33 protein-coding genes and 1 pseudogene are annotated in these 24,458 nt (G+C 57.4%); 27 read left to right on the top strand and 7 right to left on the bottom strand.

Going from position 1 to position 24,458, the window contains the following annotated elements; translation table 11 throughout:
* Positions 1-35 precede the first annotated feature (35 nt).
* The 3 genes from LRS06_RS22115 (at position 36) to LRS06_RS22105 (ending at position 1,413) form a co-directional block, all read left to right on the top strand.
* A protein-coding gene (locus LRS06_RS22115) for an IS5 family transposase (protein ID WP_257873573.1) occupies positions 36-778 on the top strand; the annotation gives its coding sequence in 2 pieces (ribosomal slippage) (positions 36-357 and positions 357-778; 744 coding nt in all).
* 22 nt (positions 779-800) lie between these two features.
* Positions 801-1,121, top strand: coding sequence for a hypothetical protein (locus LRS06_RS22110; protein ID WP_257873572.1), 321 nt, complete (start codon positions 801-803; stop codon positions 1,119-1,121).
* 10 nt (positions 1,122-1,131) lie between these two features.
* Complete coding sequence (locus LRS06_RS22105; protein WP_257873571.1) at positions 1,132-1,413, top strand: hypothetical protein; 282 nt, start codon at positions 1,132-1,134, stop codon at positions 1,411-1,413.
* On the opposite strand, the gene LRS06_RS22100 is transcribed toward LRS06_RS22105, so the two are convergent.
* Positions 1,400-2,158 carry an IS5 family transposase gene (locus tag LRS06_RS22100; protein WP_257869830.1) on the bottom strand — a complete coding sequence of 253 codons (759 nt, stop codon included), beginning with the start codon at positions 2,156-2,158 and terminating at the stop codon, positions 1,400-1,402. The genes LRS06_RS22105 and LRS06_RS22100 overlap by 14 nt on opposite strands.
* Positions 2,159-2,247: 89 nt before the next feature.
* Here LRS06_RS22100 and LRS06_RS22095 point away from each other — a divergent pair, with 89 nt between their 5' ends.
* The 3 genes and pseudogenes from LRS06_RS22095 to LRS06_RS22090 all read left to right on the top strand — a co-directional run bounded on the left by LRS06_RS22095 (position 2,248) and on the right by LRS06_RS22090 (position 3,828).
* Positions 2,248-2,982 (top strand): hypothetical protein, encoded by a 735-nt coding sequence (locus LRS06_RS22095; RefSeq protein WP_257873570.1) that lies wholly within the window; start codon positions 2,248-2,250, stop codon positions 2,980-2,982.
* Between the two features lie 49 nt (positions 2,983-3,031).
* Positions 3,032-3,310, top strand: coding sequence for a transposase (locus tag LRS06_RS25645; RefSeq protein WP_374679458.1), 279 nt, complete (start codon positions 3,032-3,034; stop codon positions 3,308-3,310).
* Positions 3,238-3,828: pseudogene (locus tag LRS06_RS22090) on the top strand (Tn3 family transposase). The gene LRS06_RS25645 and the pseudogene LRS06_RS22090 overlap by 73 nt, the downstream one beginning before the upstream one ends.
* Before the next feature lie 16 nt (positions 3,829-3,844).
* Here LRS06_RS22090 and LRS06_RS22085 read toward each other — a convergent pair.
* The gene (locus LRS06_RS22085) at positions 3,845-4,327 is read right to left on the bottom strand and encodes a hypothetical protein (RefSeq protein WP_257873569.1); all 483 of its coding nucleotides are present in this window, start codon (positions 4,325-4,327) and stop codon (positions 3,845-3,847) included.
* Positions 4,328-4,397: 70 nt separating this feature from the next.
* Entirely contained in the window at positions 4,398-4,673 is a 276-nt protein-coding gene (locus tag LRS06_RS22080; protein ID WP_257873568.1) for a hypothetical protein, read from the bottom strand.
* 256 nt (positions 4,674-4,929) lie between these two features.
* On the opposite strand from LRS06_RS22080, the gene LRS06_RS22075 reads away from it, so the two are divergent.
* The 4 genes from LRS06_RS22075 (at position 4,930) to LRS06_RS22060 (ending at position 7,845) form a co-directional block, all read left to right on the top strand.
* A complete protein-coding gene (locus tag LRS06_RS22075) occupies positions 4,930-6,012 on the top strand; it encodes a hypothetical protein (protein WP_257873567.1) in 1,083 nt (360 codons plus the stop codon).
* Positions 6,013-6,124: 112 nt separating this feature from the next.
* Positions 6,125-6,784, top strand: coding sequence for a hypothetical protein (locus LRS06_RS22070; protein WP_257873566.1), 660 nt, complete (start codon positions 6,125-6,127; stop codon positions 6,782-6,784).
* 13 nt (positions 6,785-6,797) lie between these two features.
* Entirely contained in the window at positions 6,798-7,667 is an 870-nt protein-coding gene (locus LRS06_RS22065; RefSeq protein WP_257873565.1) for a hypothetical protein, read from the top strand.
* A gap of 1 nt (position 7,668) precedes the next feature.
* Positions 7,669-7,845: a hypothetical protein gene (locus tag LRS06_RS22060; protein ID WP_257873564.1), complete on the top strand. Its 177-nt coding sequence runs from the start codon at positions 7,669-7,671 to the stop codon at positions 7,843-7,845.
* 157 nt (positions 7,846-8,002) lie between these two features.
* Here the strand turns inward: LRS06_RS22060 and LRS06_RS22055 are convergent, their stop codons facing one another.
* Complete coding sequence (locus LRS06_RS22055; RefSeq protein ID WP_257873563.1) at positions 8,003-8,392, bottom strand: hypothetical protein; 390 nt, start codon at positions 8,390-8,392, stop codon at positions 8,003-8,005.
* Positions 8,393-8,453: 61 nt separating this feature from the next.
* Complete coding sequence (locus LRS06_RS22050; protein WP_257873562.1) at positions 8,454-8,600, bottom strand: hypothetical protein; 147 nt, start codon at positions 8,598-8,600, stop codon at positions 8,454-8,456.
* 456 nt (positions 8,601-9,056) lie between these two features.
* Here LRS06_RS22050 and LRS06_RS22045 point away from each other — a divergent pair, with 456 nt between their 5' ends.
* Positions 9,057-9,524, top strand: coding sequence for a LexA family transcriptional regulator (locus tag LRS06_RS22045; RefSeq protein WP_257873561.1), 468 nt, complete (start codon positions 9,057-9,059; stop codon positions 9,522-9,524).
* A gap of 75 nt (positions 9,525-9,599) precedes the next feature.
* Positions 9,600-10,913 carry a Y-family DNA polymerase gene (locus LRS06_RS22040; RefSeq protein ID WP_257873560.1) on the top strand — a complete coding sequence of 438 codons (1,314 nt, stop codon included), beginning with the start codon at positions 9,600-9,602 and terminating at the stop codon, positions 10,911-10,913.
* Between the two features lie 74 nt (positions 10,914-10,987).
* Here LRS06_RS22040 and LRS06_RS22035 read toward each other — a convergent pair whose 3' ends face one another.
* The gene (locus tag LRS06_RS22035; protein WP_257873559.1) at positions 10,988-11,320 is read right to left on the bottom strand and encodes a hypothetical protein; all 333 of its coding nucleotides are present in this window, start codon (positions 11,318-11,320) and stop codon (positions 10,988-10,990) included.
* A 353-nt stretch (positions 11,321-11,673) separates the two neighbouring features.
* Between LRS06_RS22035 and LRS06_RS22030 the strand changes: the two genes are divergently transcribed.
* From LRS06_RS22030 to LRS06_RS22015, 4 genes are all read left to right on the top strand, one after another.
* Entirely contained in the window at positions 11,674-12,591 is a 918-nt protein-coding gene (locus tag LRS06_RS22030; RefSeq protein ID WP_257873558.1) for a hypothetical protein, read from the top strand.
* Complete coding sequence (locus LRS06_RS22025; protein ID WP_257873557.1) at positions 12,585-13,055, top strand: hypothetical protein; 471 nt, start codon at positions 12,585-12,587, stop codon at positions 13,053-13,055. Before LRS06_RS22030 ends, LRS06_RS22025 begins: the two co-directional genes overlap by 7 nt.
* The gene (locus tag LRS06_RS22020; protein ID WP_257873556.1) at positions 12,986-13,723 is read left to right on the top strand and encodes a hypothetical protein; all 738 of its coding nucleotides are present in this window, start codon (positions 12,986-12,988) and stop codon (positions 13,721-13,723) included. The genes LRS06_RS22025 and LRS06_RS22020 overlap by 70 nt, the downstream gene beginning before the upstream one ends.
* An 83-nt stretch (positions 13,724-13,806) precedes the next feature.
* Positions 13,807-13,962, top strand: a complete 156-nt coding sequence (locus LRS06_RS22015) for a hypothetical protein (RefSeq protein ID WP_196956076.1) — start codon at positions 13,807-13,809, stop codon at positions 13,960-13,962.
* 74 nt (positions 13,963-14,036) lie between these two features.
* Here LRS06_RS22015 and LRS06_RS22010 read toward each other — a convergent pair whose 3' ends face one another.
* Positions 14,037-15,308 (bottom strand): lipopolysaccharide assembly protein LapB, encoded by a 1,272-nt coding sequence (locus LRS06_RS22010; protein ID WP_257873555.1) that lies wholly within the window; start codon positions 15,306-15,308, stop codon positions 14,037-14,039.
* A gap of 531 nt (positions 15,309-15,839) precedes the next feature.
* Between LRS06_RS22010 and LRS06_RS22005 the strand changes: the two genes are divergently transcribed.
* The 11 genes from LRS06_RS22005 (at position 15,840) to LRS06_RS21955 (ending at position 24,018) form a co-directional block, all read left to right on the top strand.
* Entirely contained in the window at positions 15,840-16,700 is an 861-nt protein-coding gene (locus LRS06_RS22005) for an ArdC family protein (RefSeq protein ID WP_257873554.1), read from the top strand.
* Between the two features lie 121 nt (positions 16,701-16,821).
* Positions 16,822-17,439 carry a hypothetical protein gene (locus LRS06_RS22000; RefSeq protein WP_257873553.1) on the top strand — a complete coding sequence of 206 codons (618 nt, stop codon included), beginning with the start codon at positions 16,822-16,824 and terminating at the stop codon, positions 17,437-17,439.
* Positions 17,440-17,666: 227 nt separating this feature from the next.
* Positions 17,667-18,074, top strand: a complete 408-nt coding sequence (locus LRS06_RS21995; protein WP_257873552.1) for a hypothetical protein — start codon at positions 17,667-17,669, stop codon at positions 18,072-18,074.
* A 310-nt stretch (positions 18,075-18,384) separates the two neighbouring features.
* Positions 18,385-18,807, top strand: coding sequence for a hypothetical protein (locus LRS06_RS21990; protein ID WP_257873551.1), 423 nt, complete (start codon positions 18,385-18,387; stop codon positions 18,805-18,807).
* A gap of 192 nt (positions 18,808-18,999) precedes the next feature.
* On the top strand, positions 19,000-19,320 hold the full coding sequence (locus LRS06_RS21985) for a hypothetical protein (protein WP_257873550.1): 321 nt from the start codon (positions 19,000-19,002) through the stop codon (positions 19,318-19,320).
* 52 nt (positions 19,321-19,372) lie between these two features.
* Complete coding sequence (locus LRS06_RS21980) at positions 19,373-20,398, top strand: DUF5131 family protein (protein ID WP_257873549.1); 1,026 nt, start codon at positions 19,373-19,375, stop codon at positions 20,396-20,398.
* 159 nt (positions 20,399-20,557) lie between these two features.
* On the top strand, positions 20,558-20,956 hold the full coding sequence (locus LRS06_RS21975) for a single-stranded DNA-binding protein (RefSeq protein ID WP_257873548.1): 399 nt from the start codon (positions 20,558-20,560) through the stop codon (positions 20,954-20,956).
* A gap of 689 nt (positions 20,957-21,645) precedes the next feature.
* Entirely contained in the window at positions 21,646-22,038 is a 393-nt protein-coding gene (locus tag LRS06_RS21970) for a hypothetical protein (RefSeq protein ID WP_257873547.1), read from the top strand.
* Between the two features lie 207 nt (positions 22,039-22,245).
* Positions 22,246-22,938: a hypothetical protein gene (locus LRS06_RS21965; RefSeq protein ID WP_257873546.1), complete on the top strand. Its 693-nt coding sequence runs from the start codon at positions 22,246-22,248 to the stop codon at positions 22,936-22,938.
* A 147-nt stretch (positions 22,939-23,085) separates the two neighbouring features.
* Entirely contained in the window at positions 23,086-23,439 is a 354-nt protein-coding gene (locus LRS06_RS21960) for a hypothetical protein (protein ID WP_257873545.1), read from the top strand.
* Between the two features lie 18 nt (positions 23,440-23,457).
* A complete protein-coding gene (locus LRS06_RS21955) occupies positions 23,458-24,018 on the top strand; it encodes a sce7726 family protein (protein ID WP_257873544.1) in 561 nt (186 codons plus the stop codon).
* The last annotated feature ends 440 nt before the right edge of the window (positions 24,019-24,458 follow it).

Genomic DNA, 24,458 nt, shown 5'->3' with positions numbered 1-24,458 from the left:
GTTGTTTTCCGTTCCTACTCTAGTGCGACCCCTTATTGACGGATGCGCAGTGGGCGCGGATTGCCCCGCTGTTGCCGGGTCGGGAAGGGACCAAAGGCGGCCGGGGCCAAGATAATCGACGCTTTGTAGAGGCGGTGCTGTGGCTAACGCGCAATGGCTGCCGGTGGCGGGCGCTGCCCGCCGTGTGGGGCAACTGGCACACGACGTACATGCGCTTCCAGCGCTGGACGGCCTCGGGGGTGTGGGCCCGGGTGTTGGCCGCCGTGCAACAGGACCAGGCCCTGCACACGCTGCTGGTCGACTCGACCACCGTGCGGGCGCACCAGCACGCGAGCGGGGCACGCAAAAAAACGGACCGCAAGCCCTTGGGCGCAGCCGTGGCGGGCTGACGAGCAAGCTGCACGTGGCGGCCGACGCTCAGGGCCGCCTGGTGCGCTGCCGGCTTACGGCTGGCCAGCGCCACGACGCCCCGCAGGCCCTGCCGCTGCTCAAAGGACTGAACCCGGCCTTTGTCGTGGCCGACCGCGGCTACGACTCCGACCCGCTGGTGGCCGCCTTGGCCGCTGGCGGCACCTGCGCCGTGATTCCGCCCCGGCGCAAGCGCCGCCACCCACGCGCCTACGATGCGGAGCGGTATGCCCAGCGCCACCCCGTTGAGCGGCTCTTCAGCCGCCTCAAGCAGTTTCGCCGCGTGGCCACACGATACGACAAGCTCGATGCCCATTTTTTAGCTTTTGTCCATCTTGCCGCAACCGTCCTGTGGCTGCGTGACTGTTAACACCTCCTAAACTGCTGAAATCATGCAGGAAGAACATAAAGGCGCCAACCAGCCGAATGAGGAAGGTGAATCGATTTTGGATTCATATATCTTCATTCGTCTATCAGATGAGGTCTGCAACGTCGAGTGGGTTGCCAACTCAGAGTATTTGGAAAACACGCACTCCACTAGTAAAATATGGGCACTTGTTGCCACCTCAACCATTCACGATGGTCAGCGCGTAACGACGGAAAAAGAATATGTAGTGGACCCAAAAAGCAAAGTTTTGCTTCCTTGCGCCGTGCCTGGACCAACGGGTCAACGATTTAATCATCGTATTAAAACCAGTAAGTGGACATCTTAACTTATCCATTATGCTGGATGACTCTGCCTTTTTCCTACAAGATACCAGCGCTGTAACGGTTCCCAACCCGTGGCCTTTTTTGGAACCCGAAACTATCAGTACCGTCTCGTCAGGGAAAGATAAAGGCCAAAACATCATTATGACGCTTTTCTTTCGAGCCAAGCGACACGGCACGACGCGCGAAATGGTATCCAACATTAATGCTCGCCGAGTTGAGCTGGGCATTGACCGAGCTGGTCCGGCTGGGGGCATCCAAACTTTAGAGCGTGTTTGGGAATTCAAGCCCGATTGAGCGCCATGGTGATGTTGGCTAGCAGTAACCAAGTGACATGGCTAGCGGGGGTAAATTCGTAATCGACGACGACCCGGCGAAAGCAGGCCAGCCAGGCGAAGGTGCGCTCGACGACCCAGCGCCGGGCCAGTGGCACGAAGCCGCGCTGCGTGGGCGGCCGACTACTGATCTGCTGGACCAGGCCTAAGCTCAGCAGATGGCGCGCAAAGCGCCCGCGGTAGGCGGCATCGGTGAGCACCCGCTGCAGGCGCCGCGCCCACCAGGGGCGGTGCGGCAACAGGGCCAAAGCCCCGGTACTGTCATGGCGGTGGGCCGCGTGTACATGCGCAGCCCAGATGCGTCCGCCAGAATCGACTAGAACTTGGCGTTTGCGGCCGTTGATGAGCTTATGTGCGTCCAGGCCGCGGTGTTCGTAAATGCGCGGGGCCAGCTTCACGCTCTGGCTGTCCACGCAGGCCAGCGCCGGGGTGGGTTCGCGGCCGTGCGCGACCCGATCCAGGGCGTTGACGACCGTGTTGAGCTGCTGCCACAGGCCCAGACGTTGCCAGCGGTAGAAGTAATAGTAGACCGCTGTCCAGGGCGGAAACTGGCGTGGCAGTGCCCGCCATTGGCAGCCCGTGCGGCACACATAGAGCAAGGCGTTGAACACGTGGCGCAAGCACAAGCGCCGTCGCCGGTGCACGGGCAGTAGCAACTCAATAACTTGCCACTGCGAGTCAGTAAGGGGTTGATAGCACTCAACCATAAGCAGGAAGGAGCCTTGGAACTCCCCCGGCAACTTACTGACTCGTTTCTGTTTACTGCCCTACCCAATTCCCAAACACGCTCTTAAACTTGCTGACGAGCGAAACCCGTGGTACTTACCTCAACATTGGCGGGCACGGTAATGAAGGTCTCTTAGAAACGGGTTGCGGGCAAGCAGAGGCCGATGAAAATTCCCAAGTTACCTATAATAATTATGACCAAAACGGTTTAAACGAACTACGGACAAGATACACTATTCTCATTTCCATCCACAGCTGCAACACCGGGGCTGGCAATGGAGGTGCTCTCCTTTTATTCAACCTTGCCAAGTTGTGGAAGGTGCCTGTTCGCGCAAGGACAGGCTTGACCTACACGAAATCAATACATAGCCCCAAGGTATTTTACGAAAAAAATAGTGTTTGGCAGTTAGCTACCCCCGACATGTTAGCTCCGCCACCGACTATTCACGCGCCATCACCTCCTAAAAACAACTTTTTCTCAGATGAATTGAATCAAACCATCTCCGCCTCGTTACAGCAGGTAATGCGAGCACAGGTTTTTATTAATGTAAACGGCGTGCTAAAAGAAAAGAATATGTCAAACGATACAATGCGTGCGTTTGTGGATTCTCTAAGCCAGTCGCTATTTTTTTCCTCCGAAGGGGAGCCAGTGGGTAAAATTACAGCTACTATACTCCTCTACTGGTCACACACCGCTGATGTGTGGAACATGGAAGTTTGTTGCAATTCTTTTGGAAGTATAATTGGGAGAAACATCAGCTGCTATCTACCTGACAGTCCAATACTTACACATATACTTTCCTGAGGGGACTTCTGTTATTGAGTGATGTTTGGCTTGACACCTTCCAAAACTTGTGAGGTGGTCTAGAAATGGCGGACAGAAGAAGGACGTATATTTCTTCTGTAATGACAGCAAAAAGAGTGGGTCGTCGCCCGACAAACGGCGTAAATATGACGAGGCGTTCAAGGCCGAGGCCCTGCGCCTGGCTTCGGAAAGCCGCAGCACGCAGGCCGCGGCCCGCGAGTTGGGCATCAGCCCCAAGCTGCTCTTCCGCTCGGCATGCCCCCCGTCAAGTACATCGACCACACCCTTATCGAGGCCGAGTGGGACACGCTGCTGCGGCTGGTGGTGAGCCTCAAGCAAAAACACGTCACGGCCTCCACGCTGCTGCGCCGGCTCAATTCGTATTCCCAGCAGCATCCCGTGTACCTGGCCCTGCGTGAGCTGGGCCGGGTGGTGCGCACCGAATTTCTACTCCGGTACATGGACGACCAGGCCCTGCGCTAGCGCATCGACGACCAGCTGGACAAACTCGAAAGCACGCATACCTTCGCCCGGGCCTTGTTTTACAGCCAAAACGGCCAGATTCCCTACGCCGGCAAGGAAAAACAGCAAGTCGCCGATGCCTGCAAGCGGCTGGTGCAAAACGTGATTGTGTGCTGGAACTGTCTCTACTTATTCCAGGCCCCGCCCGCTGAGCGCCAGGCGGTGGCCGACGCCATTGCGGCTAGCTCGCCCGTGAGCTGGCAGCACATCAACTTGCACGGCGAATTTGACTTCTCGGACGAGGCCCTCAAAGACTCCCTCCGCTTTGACCTCGAAGCCCTCTACGCCTTCAACTGGGAGCAGGCTCCGGCTCCGGCCGATTAACTTTTGGACCAAACTTTTAACCAAGGCCAAGATTTGGCAAGCTCTGCTTAAAGGCAAGTAGCCGCGTGTGCAAGCCCTCGCGCTGGCGCAGCTTCTCCGCACTGGTATTGGCGGGCAGCGCCAGCGTGACCAGCCACAGCTGCTGAATCGTGGTAGCCTCGACGTCGAGGTAAATAAAGGCGGCGTCATTTGCTTCGTAGGGAGCCCCGCCGCGTACGCCCGTGCCGGTGGCGGAGGGGACCCACTGCTTTTTCTCCGGGTGCCAATCGCTCTGCCGGGTATAGACGGCGTAGTTCAGCTGTTGGAAGGCGTCGAGCACCTGCGGGGCGGTTACCCCGAAGCCAACGTAGCGCAGCAGCACCCGGTGCAGTGTGGCGGTGACGCGCTCCAGCTCGTTGCGAGTAGATTTGCGCTTGTTACCGCGCGCGGGCAGAAAAGCTCGGATAAATCCCTGCAGAATTTGTTGCTGGTCGGCGGGCAAGGGGGCGGCAGGGGGCATGCGCACGTGACAAAGAAGATCTTTTCCAATGGAAAAGGGGTAAATGTAGTATGGTAGGCTGCTGGGGATATTATACCCTGCCGGTACCTAACCAGAGGCATATAATGCCGATATGGATAAGCGGCAGCAGCCCGTTTAACCAGAAATACCGGCACATCTTTTCCGAAGGTAAGTAAATGCCGGCCATCCATACGATCGCGTGGGCGGTGAATAACACGTAGCTCAAGGGCGAAGGCAGGAAGAGACTATTGGCCAAAAGCATAGCCATCAGCAGCAAATTGGCGCCTTGTAGTAGGGAAAAGAGCTGCCAGCGCTGCTGGGCAGGAAGGAGGGAATTGGCATCCATCGGAAAGCAAGGTAGCGTGTGAGGATGATACGGTAACTTACCGTGAACGGCTGTACAGAGCGCATGGGACGCAGCAGGGAGAGCAGTAGCTGGCGGTAAGGCTCTTTTCGCAGTACCGTATTTAATGTTCATTTATAGTACCCCATATGGCCGGCAGGTCAGGTATCCAACCCTATAAAACCGTTACTTTCGCTTATAAAATCTATCTTTTCGGCGTACTTTGGGTGTTGTTAAGCCCGATCAACTTAGAAGTGCAGTGACCGCCAAGCCGTATGGCGCGTATTTCCCGAACCGCATTGCGGCCCGGCACCAGTTCGTGCGCCACAGCAAGCACAGACGGGACTTCCTAACGTACTGCTACGGCCCGAGCGGGGAGCCATTCCCCAGCCACCTGACGCTGCGTCAACGGGTGGAACGTGCCTACCTATGGTCGGAATACGAAGCCTGGGAGCAGTGGCAGCGCGCGGGACGTCAGATTTTTGACTTTTCGCTGGGTCTGTTGGAGATGCTGGCGCTGACGGACGTCAGCCATGTCGGGGTTGAAATGCTCCGTTTACCATATCCCGCATGCTACCTGGACTTGTCGGCGGCTGGTTTGCGCATGGGCGATGACAAGTCGCCGCTGATCGAAGGGGTGTATGTGCTGGAGGACAGTACGCCGCTAGATGAGGCCGGGCACGAGTTGGACCGCATGATCCATTTGAGTTTTACTGGTAACTACATCGAGCAGTACGCCTACGTCAATGAGCAGCTGACCGAAATGGGCGGGCGCGGATTTAACGCCTACACATTACTGCACGACGTGGACGAGAGTGGGCCTGAACCGCACGTGTTGCCGACGCCAATCGGAAAAGTGGTAGCCGCCGCAGCCAGCACCTTTGCCACAGGCTTCATGGACGATGCGGACGAGCCGACCCGTGCGGCCATCCTCGACCTGCACGTATCCTTTGTCGCCCGCACCGTCAACCTGGTAGTGAACTGCTTGCTCTACCTGATGTGGCCTGACCGCGAGGTGAAGCCGGCATACGCACCTGGCCTGCCGGTGCACCTGGCTACCCGCCTGACGAAAGCTACTACACGCCGGCGCCGGCAAGTGGCGGAGGCCAATCTCGCCGCTGCTGGCTTTACCCGCGTCGCGTACGTGGGCGACAGCGTGCTGCCCCGGGCGCAGCGGCCCGAGGTGGTCACCGGGAGTGTCGCGGCGCACTGGCGCCGGGGCCACTGGCGTAAGCAGCGCTGGGGCCCTGGCCTGCAGGAGGAGAGACCGATCTGGATTCAGCCCACTATCGTCAACAAGGACACAGGCAAAGCTGCCAAAGGACGCGTGTATGACGTCTGACATCTTTGTCTATAGCTAATTAACTTAGGGGAGAAATACGTTGCGGCCTTTCGGACGCGCGTAAGCACCTGCAGCGTTGCTGCTTTGTAATTCAATACTTCCCTTCTCCTGCATGGAACACTCTTTACCCGCCGATAACCTGAAAGAAAACCTGGGCCTGAGCCTGCTCGATGACGGTGTAGCCGCTACCAACCTGACCGATGCCACGGTGGACACGGCCGAAGCGTTCCTGGATGGCCTGACCGCGATGGGCGACGTGATGGAGGCCTTCCCGGTATTCGGTACTTTGGTCAAGCTCATTCGCACCGGCTTCAGCATTCACGACCGGCTGTTCATGCAGAAAATGGCGACGTTTCTGCTGGAGCTAAAGAACGTGTCGGTGGATGAGCGCTACCGTTTCGTGCGGGATATGGACGGTGACCCTGCCTTCAAAAAGAAAGTCGGGGCCAAACTGATCCTGCTCCTGGACCGCGTGGACGACCTGGAAAAGGCCAGTGTGCTCGGGAAGTTGTTTCGGGCGTACCTGGTAGGACGGGCCGATTACGTCCTGTTCGGCCGGCTGGCCAGCATCGTTGACCGGGCCTACCTGCCCGACTTAGCGCAGCTGCAACGCCGCGATGACGAAGTGAGCGGCGATGATGCGGTAATCGCCCTCGAATCCCTGGGCCTAATGTACCAGTCCGGCATAGACGGGGGCAATTTCATGGGAGAGAGTGACCATAAGTACCGGGTGAGCGACCTGGGCAAGCAATTAGTTACCCTCATCTTCTAAGCGAGTTGGGTTTATGGCCTCCCGGCAAACCTCTACCTCAGCAAGCGCAGAACTTCAATTCGGCGACGACCTTTACCTGCAGCGTGCCCGGCTGGCCTTGCCCCGCCTAGTGCGCCAGGCTCACGCCGGCACGCCCATTTTCTACTCCGACTTGGCCGAAGAGTTGGGCATGGCCAACCCCCGCACGCTGAATTACCCGCTAGGGGCCATCGGTCGGGCCCTGGCGGGGCTGGGTCGCAAGCACAACACGACCGTACCCGGCATTCAAGCCCTAGTGGTCAACAAGCGCAGCGGGCTGCCCGGCGAGGGCATCGGCAAATTCGTCACCCCGCTCCCTTTCAGCGAGTATGCCATCGAGCAGAAGCGGCGCCTCATCGATGCGTACCTGGCCAAAATCTACACCTACCCCCACTGGGAATGGGTGCTGGCGCAGTTCGAGCTGGAGCCCCTACCGCCGGTGCCGCCGGCGGTGCTGGACGAGGCCCGGCACTATGCGGGCGGTGGGGAGAGCGAGCGGCACCGGCAGCTGAAGTTGTACGTGGCCGCCCGGCCCGAGCTGGTGGGCCTGAGCCCGGCCGTGGCCCCCGCCCGGACGGAATACCTGCTGTTGTCGGCCGACCGGCTGGACGTGATGTTTGAGCACGGTGCCCAGCGCGTTGCCGTCGAAGTAAAATCCGACCTCTCGGACCGGGCCGATGTGCTGCGGGGCCTGTACCAGTGCATCAAGTACCGCGCCCTGCTCGACGCCGAGCAAGTCGCGCAAGGCCTCGTGCCCAACAGCCGGGCCGTGCTGGTGCTGCAAGGCCAGCTGACCCCGGAGCTGCGGGGCCTGAAAAATGCGCTTGGGGTGGAAGTCATCGAGCAGGTACAGCCCGGCGCATAGTGTGGCCAGCCCGCTGTATTTGCCCTACGGCTTGCGCGACGGGCACCTGCTGCACGTACTGAGCGTGGACAACAGGCTGGCCTGTGGCTGCACCTGCCCCAGCTGCGGGGCGCGGCTGGTGGCGCGCAACCGCGGCGAGAAGAAGGCGCCGCACTTCGCCCACTATAACGCGCCGTAGTGCGCCTACGGGCTCGAAACCGCGCTGCACCTAGCGGTGGCCAACCTAAGAACGGGTTCATTTGAGGAGAATCTATTGACCGTAGATAATCTCTCCAGAATAGCTTCGTTTATTAGGGCAACTGACTTACCTGACTACCGGCGATGAGAAAGCGCTGCTACGCTAAGAGCTGTTCGAGGCGGCTTTGGTAATTTTTATGGTTCCCAACCTTCTTGAGCAGGTGATAAGAGCCGGGGAAAGGCGTAAACCCTCGCTTGCTGAGCAAATGGTTGCGTAAGCCCTGTTGCACATCCAAGAGCATCAAATCATGGGACTGCGCAGCAGCCCATGCCTCGATCTGCTGCATGAAACCCGCAAACTGCCCGTTGCCTAACTGCTCGTTGTAGACGTCATTCAGGCAGATGGCGGGCGCCACTAAATTCGTCGCCGCACAGCGGCAGCCGGCGGGAATGCTTAGCCAACTCCCGTGTAACGTGCCATACGTGAAGTTGCCAATCTCACCATCTTGCGTAGGGTCCAGCATGCGTAAGTCGAGTTTGGTCTCCATAAGATGTTGTCTTAGTTGTAGGACAGGTTGTTAGCTAAGAGACGTACGGTTTACAGAATGGTTACGCGGCATCACGTAGGCCTGCTGCGTCTGTCAACTCCGCCTCATAGTAACAGTCCCAATACCCGTCGTCGAGCCGGTACACGTTCACGCGCACCAGGTAGCCGGTCTGCGGCTGCCGTTCCTTGACCTGGCCCCGCCAGAGCACTTGGCACGTGGTTGAATTGGCACGCGAGACGAGCTGGGCAACCGCAAAGGCGAATCCAACGCCAGCACCTGGGCCAGCTGCCTCCAAGGGAAGAGCCCGCTTTACTTCAGTTCCTCCAGTTGGCTGACAAACCTGTTCATGCCAGGCCAGAAGTTCCCCGCACACCGGGCAAAGCGCGCACTCCTCCGAAGGGACATCATCCACCCATTGCGACTCTGTAACCCCGTCGGTTGGCTCCAATACCAGTCGGGCAGGTGCTTTCTTTCCGCTGACCATATGTGTTGTATTCAGGAAATGCTATCGCTAAATGTATTAGTAAAAATAAATAAAATTAACGCAACTACGGTATGCATAACCCTTTATTGGTCTTGTTTCTAGGATGATTGATAGCTGATTCCGGCAAACCCTTGACAATTATTTTAGTATAATTGGCGCTGCACCTACTTGTTTCTGCTAATGCCTACCGTTGAATTGCTCCCCTTTACTGAGCCAGCTACGACCTTATGGCTGCCCTTATTTGCCTCCTTGGTACCTGCTGGCTTTCCTTCGCCCGCCGCTGATGAGCTGGAGGGACTGATGGATATGAACCGGCTGCTTTTCCGCCACCCCGAGGCTACGTACCTGGTACGCGTAAGCGGGGAGAGTATGAGCGGGGCGGAGATCCACACCGGCGATCTGCTGGCTGTCGATAAGCACCTGATGGCCGACCACAATCATATCGTCATCGGCGTGATAGAAGGCGATTGCACCGTGAAGCGCCTGGTGCGCCGGGGAGCCAGCTGGTGGCTGCAGGCGGAAAACCCGGCGTTCCCTGACTACGAAATCTCCGACCCGGACCAGGTACACATCTGGGGGGTAGTTACCCACGTCGTGCACGAACTAATTCCGGGTAAGCTCACGGCGCTGTTGCGCAGCCGTGACTGAGCAGCGCTTAACGGCTAGCAGGAGCAGTGCAAGGGGCAGCTGCTTTGCTTTTTCCCCTACTGACCTTCTTGCGCTATGTTCGGCTTGGTTGATGGCAATAATTTTTACGTGAGCTGCGAGCGGGTTTTTCAACCTCGCCTCAATGGTCGGCCCGTGGTGGTCTTATCGAATAATGATGGTAATGTCGTAAGCCGCTCGCCCGAGGCCAAGCAAATTGGGATTGCCATGGGGGCTCCCTATTTTGAAATTCGAGGGTTGCTGCAGCAGCAGCGCGGGTATGCGCTTAGCTCAAACTATCCGCTCTATGGCGATATAAGCAGGCGGGTGATGGCCCGGCTGGCTGACCAGGTGCCTGCTATCGAAGTCTACAGCATTGACGAGGCTTTTCTGGATCTGCACGGCCTGACCAAGTGGCTGGGTTCACTTGACGCGCACGCTCGGCGTATGCGCCGCGACGTGCTGGCCTGTACCGGTATCCCGACCTGTGTAGGTATGGCCCCCACCAAAACGCTGGCGAAGGTCGCCAACCGACTGGCCAAGAAGTACCCCGAGCTGGAAGGTATCCTTCGCCTCGACACGGAAAGCCGGCGGGAACGGGCGCTCCGCGCGCTTCCCGCCGCGGACGTGTGGGGCATCGGCCGCCAGTATGCCCAGATCCTGACGGCCCTCGGCATCCGTACGGCCTGGGACCTAGCCGGCGTCGGGGAGGCCTGGGCCCGCAAGAACCTAGGCGGCGTCATTGGCTGGCGGCTGATTCAAGAGCTGCGAGGCCAGCCCTGTCAGGGTTTACAGCCCTCGGAGGACGGGACCCTGAGCCGCCAAAGCCTTCGTTGTTCCCGCAGCTTCGGGCAGCCTCTGACAACGTTCGACGATGTATGGGGCGCGCTGAGCACTTACATGGCTAAGGCCGCCGAAAAGCTGCGGACCCAGGGAGGGCAAGCGCACCTGCTCACGGTCTTTATCTGTAAGAGCCAGTATGATTCCCGCGTACGGCCGCCGTATACCCGTTCTACCACGCTCACGCTTCCAGGAGGAGCTACTTCTGATACCCTATTGCTGTTGGCCTATGGCCGACGCCTGCTGGAACGGATTTATGAGTCAGGCCACAGCTACGTAAAGGCTGGCGTTGTGCTCGACGGACTGGAGCCCCCGGGCCGTGGACTTCAGTTGGATTTATTTGCCGCCGCTGGGTCAGCCTCCCCCGCAAATGATGCTAAAAGCAAGGTGTTGATGCAAACAATTGATGCCGTGAATAAGCAGTTCGGGCGTAACAGTGTTCGGCCGGCCAGTTCGGTTGCCAGCGGGAATGCCCCCCCGTGGCAGAGCAAAGCACTGTGGCGTACACCCGCCTATACCACCCGGCTTGAAGACCTGCTGGTAGTTACCTGATGCATGGCAGGTAGCCTTCTCTTGATGCGGGCCACCAGGTTAAATAGGCGGTACGGGCGGTAGGGGAGAAAGTGTTATTTGGGGGTTTTTAAGCCAGCTATTTGTTGCTGTTTATTGGCGTTATAAGTGACCGTTTCGTACAATGAGCATATAACGCAACCGGTTTTCTTATGAGCCAGCACCACTTTACAACCCAGATCGTTCAGGCTGCTTCCCTTGCCAGCGAAGCATTGCCGTACGTAGGTCAGCCCGCACAAATTCGTTGCGGCTTCGACCGGCCACTCCAGCAATTTTTCCTGAGCATTCTTGCGCAGCCCGATACGGACGCGGAGGATAGTTTGTATGACAGCCTGTTTGAGGTCGGCGGGGGGATTGGCCGAGGCAGAGGAGATAGAGCAGGTATGCAAGCATTTTGGCGTCTGCCTGCCCGTGGGCCTGGTAAGCCAGTTGCAGGCAGAGGAACGCCAGAATATTGGTAACCGCGTGGTCATGTGGGATGCCGGCGGCTTCCAAGTGCAATACGAGGAAACTCCCCTGGCCTTGTAGGTCAAGATAGTGCAGCGGACAGAATGCCCCAGGTGAGCTATGGCCAACCTGGGGCATTCTACTGAGCAAGCCAGAAAGGGGAAGGATTTTTTGCAATTAAATTTAATTGCAGTCTGCCTTTTATTTGTAAGTTTGAGGGCCATGAAGCAGCGAGAAGATCAGCCTGTCTTCAACCGAATTTTCCCGCCGCCTTTACTCTTACAGCCCACTTCATATGCTTACCCAGGCCGTACGTCAGCATGTAGCCGTGATTGCTGCCAGCGAGACATTCAAGCAGCAAATCAGCAGTGAGGCAGAGTTGAAGGCCTACGGCTTCTACCTGACATTGCCGGAGTGCTTGGCGCCGCAGTTTCCCGGTATAGATGCCCAGGAACTGGAAGCGCTAGCCGTGTACAGCTATTTGTATTTTCGCTTCATAATTGCCCTGGATAAGCTTATTGATCAGGCAACGGTAGCTACGACGCAGCAAATGCTCGACTGTGTGGCCTTACATGAATACGCGGTGCGCGGATTGGCCCACCTTTTTCCGATTAATGACGCCTTCTGGCAGCGGTTCAAGTGGTGCCAGGAGCGCTACGCCAGCGCGAACCTGCAGGAAAAGGAAGATGCCCGCTGGAGACGCGAGCTAACGCGGGAGCAATTTGAGGAATTGGCTACGGGTAAGTCGGCTATTTGCTTCGCTATCGTGTACGCCCTGGATGAGCTGAGTCGTCGGACAGGACAGCCCGGGGCCTCCCTGCAGCCCTTGCTCGACTGTCTGGCAGGCATTCACGTCGGGAGCCAGTATTACGATGATATTGACGATTTCACCCAGGACTGGCAGCAAGGCCAGTACACCTATACCCATGGACTGGTACAGGGTTTTCTGCGCGGGCAGGGGATAGAGGAGGCCGGAATGCCTATCGAAACACGCCAGCGTTTCCTGTTCTCATCGGGCATTGCCATTGAACTGATGAGTCTCGGCCAGGCCCACTACGCGGCCAGTCTGGAGCTGGCCAGCCAGTGCGGCCTGCAGCAATTGTTGGCGTATCTGCAGCCCCAGCTTTCCCGCTACCAGGAGCTGCAAGCCAAGCTTAGCGGTATGATTTCCACGGCCCGGCAGCAGGCCTCCCTGGCTGAGGCATCATGTTAGTCCATTCCTCTGTAAGCCTGAGCGCCTACGACGGGCAACGCTGGGTGATTAACCCAGCTGCGGGTCCTCATCTGCTGGTGAATGCCGGGGGCGCCCGGCTGTTTACCATTCTGCAGCAAGCGACTTGCTTAGACCAGGCTTTGCGGGACTTCAACCAAGCCTTTGCCACGTCACTAACGGCCGCGGAATTCTGGCAGCTGGTAACCTCGCGCTTCGCCAGCTACGGAATCCTACGGGCAGAAGCGTCAGTAGACTCTGGGGCTACGCACGGCACGGATTACATCAAGCTCAGGATTCCATTGCTGACGGCGGCCGGCGCCGGCCGCCTGGCGGCTCCTTTCCACATCCTGTTCGCCCCCGGGTTTTCTGGGGACTGCTACTGGGCCAAAGCGTGTTGCTGGCAGCCGTTCTGGGGCCGGCGCAGCTGGTGCCCCCGCAAAACGCGCAAGAGGCTTTTGGGGTAGGAGCAGCCGTGTATGGCTCCCTGCTTTTGCACGAGGCGGGGCATATTGCCGCGTGTGCTCGTCTGGGTCTGCGGCACGGAGGCATTGGCTTTGGCTTTTATGCCTACGTGTTTCCCGTCCTGTTTGCGGATATAACCGGCATCTGGCAGGCCACCAAGCAACAACGGGTCATCGGCAACCTGGCCGGCATCTTCATGCAACTGCTGCTGGCCACTGGGTTGACGACGGCCTACCTCCTGCAGCCTTACGCACCGCTGTTACTGGCGAGCACAGGTATTGCCTTAACGGCTGTATGGCAGCTGAACCCTTTTGTCCGTCGGGACGGCTACTGGCTGCTATCGGATCTGACAAACACGCCCAACCTGTCGGAGCAGGCTGCACAGGCACGGCAGGAGCTGCTGCGCGGGCAGCGGTGGACAGCCCGCCGGCTGGTACTGGGTATCTATGGCCTGCTCAATGGCCTGGCCTTTGGGGCCTTGCTTTTGTATCTGCTCTTCCTGCACGGCCCAGCTATGCTGGAGCTGCCGGCGGCGCTACCGGCGCTGCTGGGTGAGCTGCCAGTCCGTTGGCCCCACCTTACCCATTCTCAGCTGGTGGCCCTGGGCTGTTACCTGGTCTGGCTGCGGGTCGGGGTGGCCACGCTGGTACAACGAAAAAGGAAGCCTTAATCTACCTGGACCGGCTTGATGCGAGTGGCCGCTTCCAGGATTCATCAACTCGCGCATTTCACTCTTTTTTTACCCCCAATTGTATGTTGAACTCCTCAACTCCCCAGACCCTCGTAGAACAGAAGGTCGCCGAAAACATTAGCGTAGAGGTGCTGGAAAGCCGCCTCGAAAGTGCCTGGTCGATGGGCTCGGATAGCACCAGCCTGGAGCACGAGTCGCCCACGCAAGTGCGCAAGTAGACTGTATGGTGGTCAACAAGAAAAAAGCCTGGGCATTGCCCAGGCTTTTTTCTTGTACGCTGTAATTTTATCCGTCACTGCTGCTGCTGAACCAGCAGAACCCGGTCGCGGTCCCGCGTAGTACCGGCTCGCTTTTTCAAGGACTTAAGATATTTCTTAGCCTCCTGATAGTTTGGTGATTTGCGGTCCGCCACGGCCAATACGCTCTTGTAGTACCTGGATGCCGAGGGAAGGTCTTTTTCTGCTGCCGCAAGGCGGGCCAGATTTAGGTTGGAAAACAGGTAGTAGCCACCACTGGTTTGCTCAGTTGTTTCGCTGAAAACGATGCAGCGCTGGTAATAGGATTTGGCCCTGGTAAGGTCTTTGTCCTTGTACATATTCTGGCGGATATAGCCCAGAAAGTAGGAAGCGTACCGTCCGCTGAAACCGTCGTACCCTGGCAGGCCCCGATTGTACTTATCCAAAATGGCTAAGCTGGTCTTCTCACAGGCAGCAAAATCACCCTCATTAAAGCACTGCAGCGCGTATAAGCGCTGAAAGTAGGCGTTGTCAGGAAACTCCTGGACCAGCTTACGGGCAACCTCAAGCGCCTCCGCCGTGCGATTCTCACGTTGACTACCCAGGATCTTTAACAGGAAAAAGCGGGATTCCGGCCCCGTGTAGACGGCATTGGCCGCCACGTTGCGCAGCTGCTGCAGTCCCAGCGGCTTATCTCCATTCGGAAACAGCAGCAACACCGGTTTCAGCCAGGGATGCTCTTCCGCAATCCACACGGAGTAGTAGTTGAACAAGGCTTGGCCAAACAGAAACTCCGGGCTCAGCCCATTGGCCTCCTTGCTTAGCTCCAGGTATTTGAGGGCCCGTTTTGCCTCGATTGTGGCACGCGTCCAGTCATGGCGTTCAGCGTGCAGGCGTGAGGAAAAGCCATAAGCAGCCGAGAGAAAGAAACAGGCCTCATAATTATGAGAGTCCTGGTCATACAGCGCCTGGGCTTTCGTAACGGCCGTGTCCATATAAGCAAAAAACGGCTTGTCGAATTGCTGCACCGTTACATTCGTCGGCAGGATTTTCCACCACGTGCTCAGGCCCAGCAGAAAATAAGGAAGCGGATGCGCCGGGTAGCGGCGGCGCAAGCTGCGAAATTGACGCTCGGCCTTGTCGTACTTGAAATTATAGAGGTTATCCACTCCTCCTTCCAGCTCCGTGCGGATATCGTCGTTGAGCAGCAGCCAGCCTTTCGTATCGACGGCAGAGGGAGCAACATCAACATTTTGCAGTTCGATATTGCGTACCACCGGCTCCTGGGCCTGCACGGTGGTAGCAGTAGCCAGAGAAAGCCCAGCCATGCAGAAGCCGGTGCACAAGTGAGCCAGGTACCGAGAAAGTGATCGGGGATGGTGCATGCGTATCAGATCAAGGTGAAAGGAAATAGCAACTGCGGAAGGGTTTGAGCTATGTAGCTCCGGTAGAATGCTGGATCAACCAGACATCCAGCGTCAAGGCTCAGTGGCGCAAGTTAGAGAAAAGGCCATCAAATGCGATTAAGGCTAATTGCGTTCCGACTCTGCCGACCATGAATGGGCTACGGGCAGAATCACAGCTCAAAGTAAAGCAACTGCGTATAAAAAGCAACAAATAATCGCTGTTATAATCCTCTGGGCAATGCGACCACTGCTCAAATGGGGGCAGTAGGGGGAAAGTCGCAACTATGAAAACTTGTCTTGTTGTATGTTGCTAAAAAGCAACAATCAGACCGCTTTAAGCGTATAATTACTATACAACGCAAGCAAGCTACCTGATGAAAAAGTCTCCTGCCTCCCCCCTCAAAGAAAGCCGCCGCCAGCAACGCCACGACGCCGCGCCTTGATATATGTCAGATGGTCACCGACCGGATCGTTGCCTCGCTTGAAGGGGGCATTATCCCGTGGCGCAAGCCATGGAATGCCGGCGCCGGTGCCCCTCGCAATTACATCAGCGGCCACGTGTACCAAAGCATCAACGCTTTTTTGCTCTCGCTGACGCCCTACGAGCATCCGCTGTTTTTGACGTATAAGCAGGCGCAAGCGGCCGGCGGTCAGGTGCGCAAGGGAGAGAAGGGAATGATGGTCGTTTTCTTTTCCCACATCCTGAAAGAAAACCAGCAGACCGGCGAGAAAGATACCTTCCCGCTCCTTCGGTATTCGACCGTATTCAATGTTGCCCAGATTGACGGTATTGACTGGATGCTGCCTGAGTTGCAGACCCGCGACCACCAACCTCACGAGGAAGCGGAGCGCATTTGCGCGCATTACATGGGCGAGTTGGATGGCCCAAGCTTGTACTTCAAAGGAGAGCAGGCCCTGTATCGCAAATCAGTGGATGAAGTGCTGATGCCTGCCCCGGAGACGTTCAACTCGGTCGAAGGCTACTACGCCACGCTGTTCCACGAATTAGCCCACAGCACCGGCCACCAGCGTCGCCTGAATCGGCCCGAGTTAGTTGAAAATGCGGGGTTCGGCTCCCCGACCTACGCCAAGGAAGAGCTAACGGCCGAAATGACCGCCGCTTTCCTGAGTGCCGCCGCCAGCCTTGATTTGTCGGCCACGATTGAAAACGCTACCGCTTACATCCAGAATTGGTTGAACGCGCTGAAAAACGACAAAACGCTGGTGATGAAAGCCGCTAGCCTAGCCCAAAAAGCAGCCTACCATATCCTGGGGCAGGCTGCCCCCAGCTACGAGGCAACCCCGGCCGAGTAGCGCTGCCCACTGACCTGCCTGGCCCCACGCCAGGCAGGTCGAGCTGTTGCCCATAGGCTTAGGGCAGGCATTGAGCCTGCCCTAAGCCTATGGGGTTTATCATTTTTCTTCCGTTTGCGTTATGTTTACCAACTGCCTCTCCCCTATTCCCCTGCTGCCCGTGCTATTGCCCGTGCCTGTCATCGATACGCTGGTGCCGCTGCCCTCCAAGCAGCGGCCCACCCAACTGCACCTGCTGCAAGGCGGCGGCCTGGTACTCGTGCACTGCGCCGGCCCGGGCGTAGCCGAGCTGGCCCGGCTGCGCGATGCCTGGGGGTTTGCTGATGTGCGCGTGAACCTGATGCAGCCACTGGAAGGCATTCCGATGGTGTTGTTGGCCGCGCAGGCGGGTGAGCTGCCCCCAGTGCTGGTCAATGTGACCCTCTGCAACGTACCGTACGCCAGGGCACAGCAGTGGCTCGACGAGGCAGCGGCTAGCATGCCGGCAACGCTGCAAGTGGTAGTGGTTGAACCAGCGCCCGATTTCCCCGGGAAGGGTGTCGTGCGGTGCAGCCGGCCCCTGGCCATCGCGGACCAGAGCTTCTGGCGGCCGCTGTACCGGGCGTTACGCGAGCAGCTGACGCTGGTGGATCAGGGCGAAGCTAGCGTGCTTTCCGTGGCAGCGGACGCGATGCTGTCGCGCGCCGGCGCGGGAGCGGGTGTACTAGCTGGTGGACCGGTGGAACAGTTGCTGTCCTAAACAGGAATGGCAGAATGTAGCTGACTGAATCGGAATTCCGTAAGTGGATCAAACTCTGAAAAACACTGTGCAGAAGCCCGCTACTGGCGGGCTTTTGCCTGTTATTCAGTGCGCGTACCAAGGAAGGCCTGCGGCCAGATATGCCATTCTACTTTTACTGCGCGAGGCCAACCGGAACAGGGCATGGCCTCCCTGCGTTACTGTTTCATCCGATTAGAGTTGAAACAATGTCTAACACTCACCATTACTTTTCCAACGCGCTGGGGTCCGTTGACTATGTGCCCGAGGCTTACGTTCAGCTGCGCTGGTCAGGCCAGCTGCTGCGCAGCCTGGAGCTGCGTGCACTTTACGTACACACGCGCAATCTGCTGGAGCGCGAAAAGCTATGCTGTTTATTAGCCGACCATCGGGCCATGTCGGCGGCGCCGCTTGCGGCCGACCAACACTGGCTTCTGCAGCAATGGCTACCTGACCTTGCCGGGCGCAGGCATACCACGCACTATGCTGTGTTGCCTGCCTTGAACCCAGCTTGCCGCCTTCACACCGCGACGGTGGTACAGGACTTACAGCGTTACCTGTCAGTTGCCCTATTTGATGACCCGCGCCAAGCCGTCGCGTGGCTGCAGGCAGCTTAGCCTGCAGTGTCCCATCCACATGAAAAAAGCCGCCGTAGTAACACGGCGGCTTTTTGATTTGATTTTCGTGCCAGACAAGTAAGTTACAACGCAAACCCTCTTAACCCTGAAAACCAAAGTATGCAAATATACTGCCTAGAACGGCTACTGGTTACAGCATCGGGAAATTATCACTCACATCAGAGTGGGCAGTAAGGGGTAAAGCTTGTTTGGCTGAATAAAACAGCTTTTATGTTGCCATATATTGGCGGTAGCCGCGCTGTTTTCGTATAAAGACTATACCTCGACAAGCAACTTTCCCTTCGCTTTTATGGATACGCTTAGCCAAGTCCGTCGTTATCTGGAGTGCAATCCCACGCTGTTAGCTGCGGTGCCGGAGGCGCGCAGTTTTGCGCTGGATGTGTACTATGTCCGGCAGAACCGCAAACGTCTGGCGACGGTGCTGTGCGCAGTAATTACAGATGCTCTTCAGGCGCCCTACGGGCTGGGCTCAGGCCCCCAGTGGCTGGAGAGAGGCGGCGAGCTGATGCAGGGAATGCTCGACAATTTCTTAGATGCCGAATTGCTCACCACTGAGGAAAAGGAACGCGGTAAGCGCGCGGCACAAGGCCCCCATACTCCTTGCTCGCTTTTACTATTGCTGGCGGCCACCTACACGGCCATAAGACGGCGGCGGGACGCAAAAGCAAGCGTACGCTCTGCGGCTATTCCTATGCAGGTGCAGGCGGCTTAGCCGACCAACTATAAGGCCGGGGGTGGAAGGATGCTTTTACCCCCGTTTTAGTGCAGGCATCAGCCGATAGCCTTTGCTTGGATACTGCCTGCTTATGCCCTTAATTGCAACTAGATTTAATAGCGTAAAAGGCAAACAGAATACGTGCGTTTTGCGTATATGTAGCAACAAAAAACCCTTTTCTGCTGATATATGCAACTGAATCAACTGCCGGCCGCGTACGTCGCCTTGGCTGATATCTGCTTCAAGAAGCAGGGTGAATGGCTCCCTTTGGGAGAAGAAACCTATGCAGAGCAGGGTTTGAGCAGCACTTTATCGCTGGTAGAGCCTCAGACTGCTGGCTCTATGCGGGCCGTCATTGGCGCCCTGCGCGCCGGTACCTATCGGTTTAAAGGACGCGAGTTGAACCGCGAGCAGCTCATGAGCGAGCTGGAGGGCGAACCTGTCGCTTTTCACGCCCAGGTCGAGTGGGATGCAGCAGCGCAGGCCTGGACAGTACAGAAGCGCGACTAGCACGCAGGCAATCTACACCCTAGCTGCTTAGTGCATTCGACCGAACAGTATCATGGCTGAAAACACGAAAATCGAATGGGCGCACCACAGTTTTAACTCCTGGGAAGGATGCGCGAAGGTATCGCCGGGTTGTAAGTACTGCTACGCGGAGAGCCAGCACCGCTTTTTGTACGCGGCCTTAGGAAAGAATGAGGGCCCGGGTACCTGTTGGGGGATCAGCGCGCCCCGGCTGGCCAGAAGCGCCGACAACTGGAAAAAGCCCCTGAAATGGAATAGAAAGGCCTCAGAGCAGCGCGTACGCTTTCGCGTGTTCTGCGCTAGTATGGCCGACGTTTTTGAGCAGCAGAGCGAACTGAGCCGGGCCTTTGCCGGCGTGACGGCCGAGGTGCCTACCGGCAAAGCCAAGCAGACCCGTACCGTTACGTTTGCCAACCTGGACGAGGAGCGTATCCAGCTGTTTGCCCTGATTTCGGTTACCCCGCAGTTGGACTGGCTGCTGTTGACTAAGCGGCCGGAAGCCATCATGGCCACGCTAAAGCGCATCTTCCGGTTACTGTGCGAGCCGGACCGGATATCGACCACTGATAAGCGTGCCTTCAACCTGCTGGAAAAATGGGTCCTGGATGAGCGGCCCCCGCATAACGTCTGGCTGGGCACATCGGTGGAAAACCAGGCCGAAGCGGACGCGCGCATTCCGCACCTGGTGCGCGTGCCGGCAGTAGTGCACTTCCTCAGCTGCGAGCCATTGTTGAGTGCCGTTGATCTTACCCCCTACCTGGCCGCCCTCTCCTGGGTTATCGTGGGCGGCGAATCGGGCCCGCACTCCCGACCAATTCACCCGGACTGGGTACGCAGCCTGCAGCACCAGTGCCAGCAGGCACAGGTGAGTTTCTTTTTCAAGCAATGGGGAGAATCGGTGCCCCAGGGCCAGCAGCTGCGCGACGACTATGGCCATTCCGGTCACCAGCCCTGGCTGCCAGCCGATGGTACCTGTCTGTGGCGTGTCGGCAAGAAGCACGCAGGGCGTCAGCTAGACGGCCAGCTCTATGAAGGTGTTCCAGATCCACTCGCTGCTTAGGGAAGGCTGCTACTAACTGGGGCCATAGGGAAAGAATATTTGTTTGCAGCCAGATTTCAGCCCTTTTCTATTGACCTGAGGTAGCGTTTGTCGGTTGCTTTGCGTATATATAACAACAAGATGACTTTCACTTTTCTTCCACTTTAACCCTTTCCCATCATGCATCAGCTCACCCTCACCGGCCATATTGGCAAAGACGCCATTGTCCGCGACGCGCACGGAGCGAAAGCCATCAGCTTTAGCGTAGCCGTGAACGAAACCCACAGCAAGAACAACGAGAAAGTAGAAACGACAACCTGGTACGACTGCACTATCTGGCGTGGGTCCGACGAGAAGACTACCATCGCGGATTATCTGAAAGAAGGCCAGCAGGTGCTGATTCAGGGCAAACCGAAGCCGGGAGGATATAAGAATGCCCAGGGGGACTGGGTACCGACCATTGAAGTTCGTGTCACCAGCTACGAGCTGCTGGGCCGTAAGCCAGCGAGCCAGAGCACTGAGGCCTCAGCAGAGTATGAAGCAGCCGGGGGATTTATCGCTGATGACCGCAAGAAGTAGAAGATGAGTGCCGGGGGAAGCGAATCGCTTTCCCCGGCGTTTTCTGTTAACTAAGGCAGTTAGCTTACTGCGCAGTAGTTCTTCCACTGGTGCCCAATGTCCTACTTCACCGAACTCTTCACGCTTGATTATCATGGTTACAACCTCCCCTCCCTCGATGCCGGCTAACTGCTTCATGGCAGAGCGGCTTGCTACCCAATCCCCCAAGGCCGCTACACGCTGGCCAAGTGCTGCCGCATTTCCCAGAGAGTTGTGTTACGATCGGGAATATCCTGGGGAATTTATCGGCTCTGTACTCTTCAGCCGCGAAAACCCGGAGGGTCACGAGATAGAAACCTTCTACTACTTCGCCGATGGCCGGGCCCATGGGCACACGTATGTAGCGCCGCAGTCGTCACCGCTCAGCAGGTATTCATCTTCGACCACGTGGCTCGTTAGCTCCATCGAGCAGCTGCGTGAATGGGTAAAACTGGAGCAGCTGGCAGCTGGCCTTCGTCAAGCCTATCACCGCCAGCACGCGGCCGCCATACTGCAGGGCCGTCAGCATGTACCAGCGCTGCAGCGTTTACGGGACGCAACTCAGTTGGCAAGCGCTCGGGCCGATGCTCATGCAGGTGCTCCGCTACCAGGACCAGTAAGCTGCGGTGGCTTACTAGCATAGGAGCGCCCTCCGCATTTCTGATTTTCATATGGCATCTCTCTCTTCAATTCCGGTGATTCGACTTAATCCGGAGGCAGACCAGGTCGATTTGGTCTTTCTGACAACAAGCCAGGCCCTGCGTCGTCGTAACTGGGACCCAGAAGCCTTCGAAATCGATACACTGGGCTTTCCCAACGAACTCAGCGGGCAGGACTATCCCATTGTAATGCGGCTCCACGGGCCGCTGGACAACCTCACCGGTGGCTGGTTACCGGAAGTATACTTTCACGATGATCAGCCCCTGGAGCCAGTCCGGGCCCGGGATGTGCAAGATGCCTGCAACAGCCTGCGCAAAGCGCAGCAGGTCTGGCTGAAGGCCGACGAGAGCCGTGATCTGGATGGCCAGCTCGTCTCGGGGATTTTGTACAGTAAGGGCAAATAGGGAATACTGGCAACAGTTACCCAGGTAGGTTTCTCAACCCAAATACCAGTTTGCTGGCCAGCTGGGGCAGAAGGGAGTAAAAGCTGCTGTCTTCACAAGATAGCTGCGGTACCACAGAGAAAGAGCTTTCTGTCGGCACTATGTTTGCTTATAATAAGCAACGAATTACGGGTTATATTCTCTCTTAAAGGCTTATTCTACATCGCCATGACTATTGCCACTTCCATCTCCATCGAACAGCAGGCCCGTCTAGGAGTGACTACCGGCACCTACGAACTATATCTGCCGGGGCAGGAGCACCGGATTCTGTTTGCCAATTCAGATGACCAGGTTCTGGGCCTGCTCGACTGCTACCTGCAGGTGGATGCTAAACTCGCCGAGTTGGTGCGCACACTGCTGGCCAAGCCGACCCGGCTTACGGATGGTATCAACTGCTGGTCAAGCCGCGTCAGCGATGCCAATGGGCAAGTAGCTTACTTGGCAGCTGGAGCTTCCAGCCGCCGGCTACCGCGGCACGCTGTCGGTGACTCCGTGCGTTTTTACCTGGAGAGCGAGAGTTACCGGGTTACGGGCCTGAGCCTGCAATTTCTGCCCGAGGAGTACAGCACCTGCTGGATGTTCCACTACGGAGAAGGCGAGCGGCTGGGCTGGGGCGTAAGTGAGCGGATTACCCGCTACGGTGCCACCGCCGGCGAGCAGGCGCGAGAGCTGCAGCGGTACCGCGACAGTGGCCAGGAAGTATACTACCGGGTGGTATTGGCTGAGCACGCTCTGCTCGACGTGAGCTGCTATAACACATGCGTAGCTGGCCCCTGGCAGGACCTCGACCGAGATGCCTTTCGGGAAGTCGTATCGCTCATGATGCCGTACGCTTTCACCATCCGATTACACCGAGCATAAGGAAGTAAAACCAAAGTTCTCCGAGGAATTACCGGGGATTCTATCGCAATTATACTTAATTGCAATGGAATCTGATTTTCCCTTGCAGGCCAGGGGTACTGCGCCTTGGCAGCAGTGCTCTCCCCACGGGCCGGCGTGCTAATGCCCATGAAAAACTTACTGACGACAATTCCCCAGCGCGGTGATCTACGCCACTGGGCGAACGTGGAAAAGATCCTGCAAGCCTGCGACAGCGAAGAAGATTTCTGGACGTTCGGTTGTCGTTATTTCCCGAAAGAAAGCGGTCCGGGTGCGCTCTGCTTTATGGTGCACAGCGGGTACGTCCGAGGCTATTTCACGGTCCTGCAATTCACTGAGGAGGACATATGGCGCTGCAGTGAGGACCAGCAGGAGCCGGTGCTGTACCAGGGCCCCAAAGTCAAATTGGCCGTGTGGCGCTCAATCCCAACGGTGCCCCAGCGGGGCTTTCAAGGCTGGCGCTACACGCAGCTACAACCCTGACATACTACTCGACGCGCAATGAACGATGCAGCAATTCGCCCTCTGCTTTACCCGTTGCTGATCGGCGGCGTCCACATCGACGAACTACCCACCGGCAACACCCGGGCCGACGTGGTGCACATCACGCCCGCGTTTATGCACGGCTACGAGCTGAAGGGAGACAGTGATACGCTGAAGCGCGTGCCGAACCAGCTGCGGTGTTACGGACAGGCCTATGATCTGGTAAGCTTTGTGGTCACGGAAAAGCACGTGCCGGGGGTGCAGGTTTTGCTGCCGGAGTGGGCCGGCATCCTAGTGGCCAGCGAGGATGGCATTACGCCCCTGCGTCCAGCCATGCAGCACAACCAGGTACGGCGCCGCAACCTGGCTTTTCTACTGTTGGCTGAGGAAGTGAAGCTCTTCCTCAAAGCCCGCGGCGAAAAAGGCCTGAGCCGGTTGCGAAACCACGAACTCGGTAGTTTGCTGGCCAAGGCCGAGCACATTCCCTTGCTGGAGTTAGGCGCGTTTGTTCGACAACGGCTCATCGATCGGCTGCCCCAGGGCCTGCAGCGGCGGGAAAGAACCAAGCAAGAGCGCTAGGAGCGCGCGGCGGTCCGCCTCGTACAAAAGGCGGAGCAGCAGGCACTGATGGCTCGCAATGCCGCCGAAGATCCAGACTATTACGCCCAGTACCAGGCCCACGTCCTCGAAGTCAAATAGAGCGGCTCTAAGCCGCAGTCTTAATCCTCCAGCCTATGCTGTGGGGCAGCAGGAAAAAAAGTTGATATAAGAGCAAGAGAGAGTTTAAACCCCACTTCTTTGTTGCTAGTCATAAGCAAAAGTTGGCTCGAATCGTATTACCTACTATGCAGCCTTTCCCCATTTTGCCCCAGCCGGATACGCTCCAAATTCAACCATCTGCCCCAGCCACGTCGCCGGCATCTTCGAGCAATAAAGCCCTCGCATTGGCTATTGGAAGGAACAGGTTATAACAGAAAACACAACCCCATTAGAGGCTGTCTAACAGGGTTGTAGAAAAA

It is taken from the genome of Hymenobacter sp. J193, assembly GCF_024700075.1.
Classification (GTDB): domain Bacteria; phylum Bacteroidota; class Bacteroidia; order Cytophagales; family Hymenobacteraceae; genus Hymenobacter.
The sequence above is the reverse complement of the archived record's forward strand: the minus strand, read 5'-3'. Positions and strand labels throughout refer to the sequence as shown.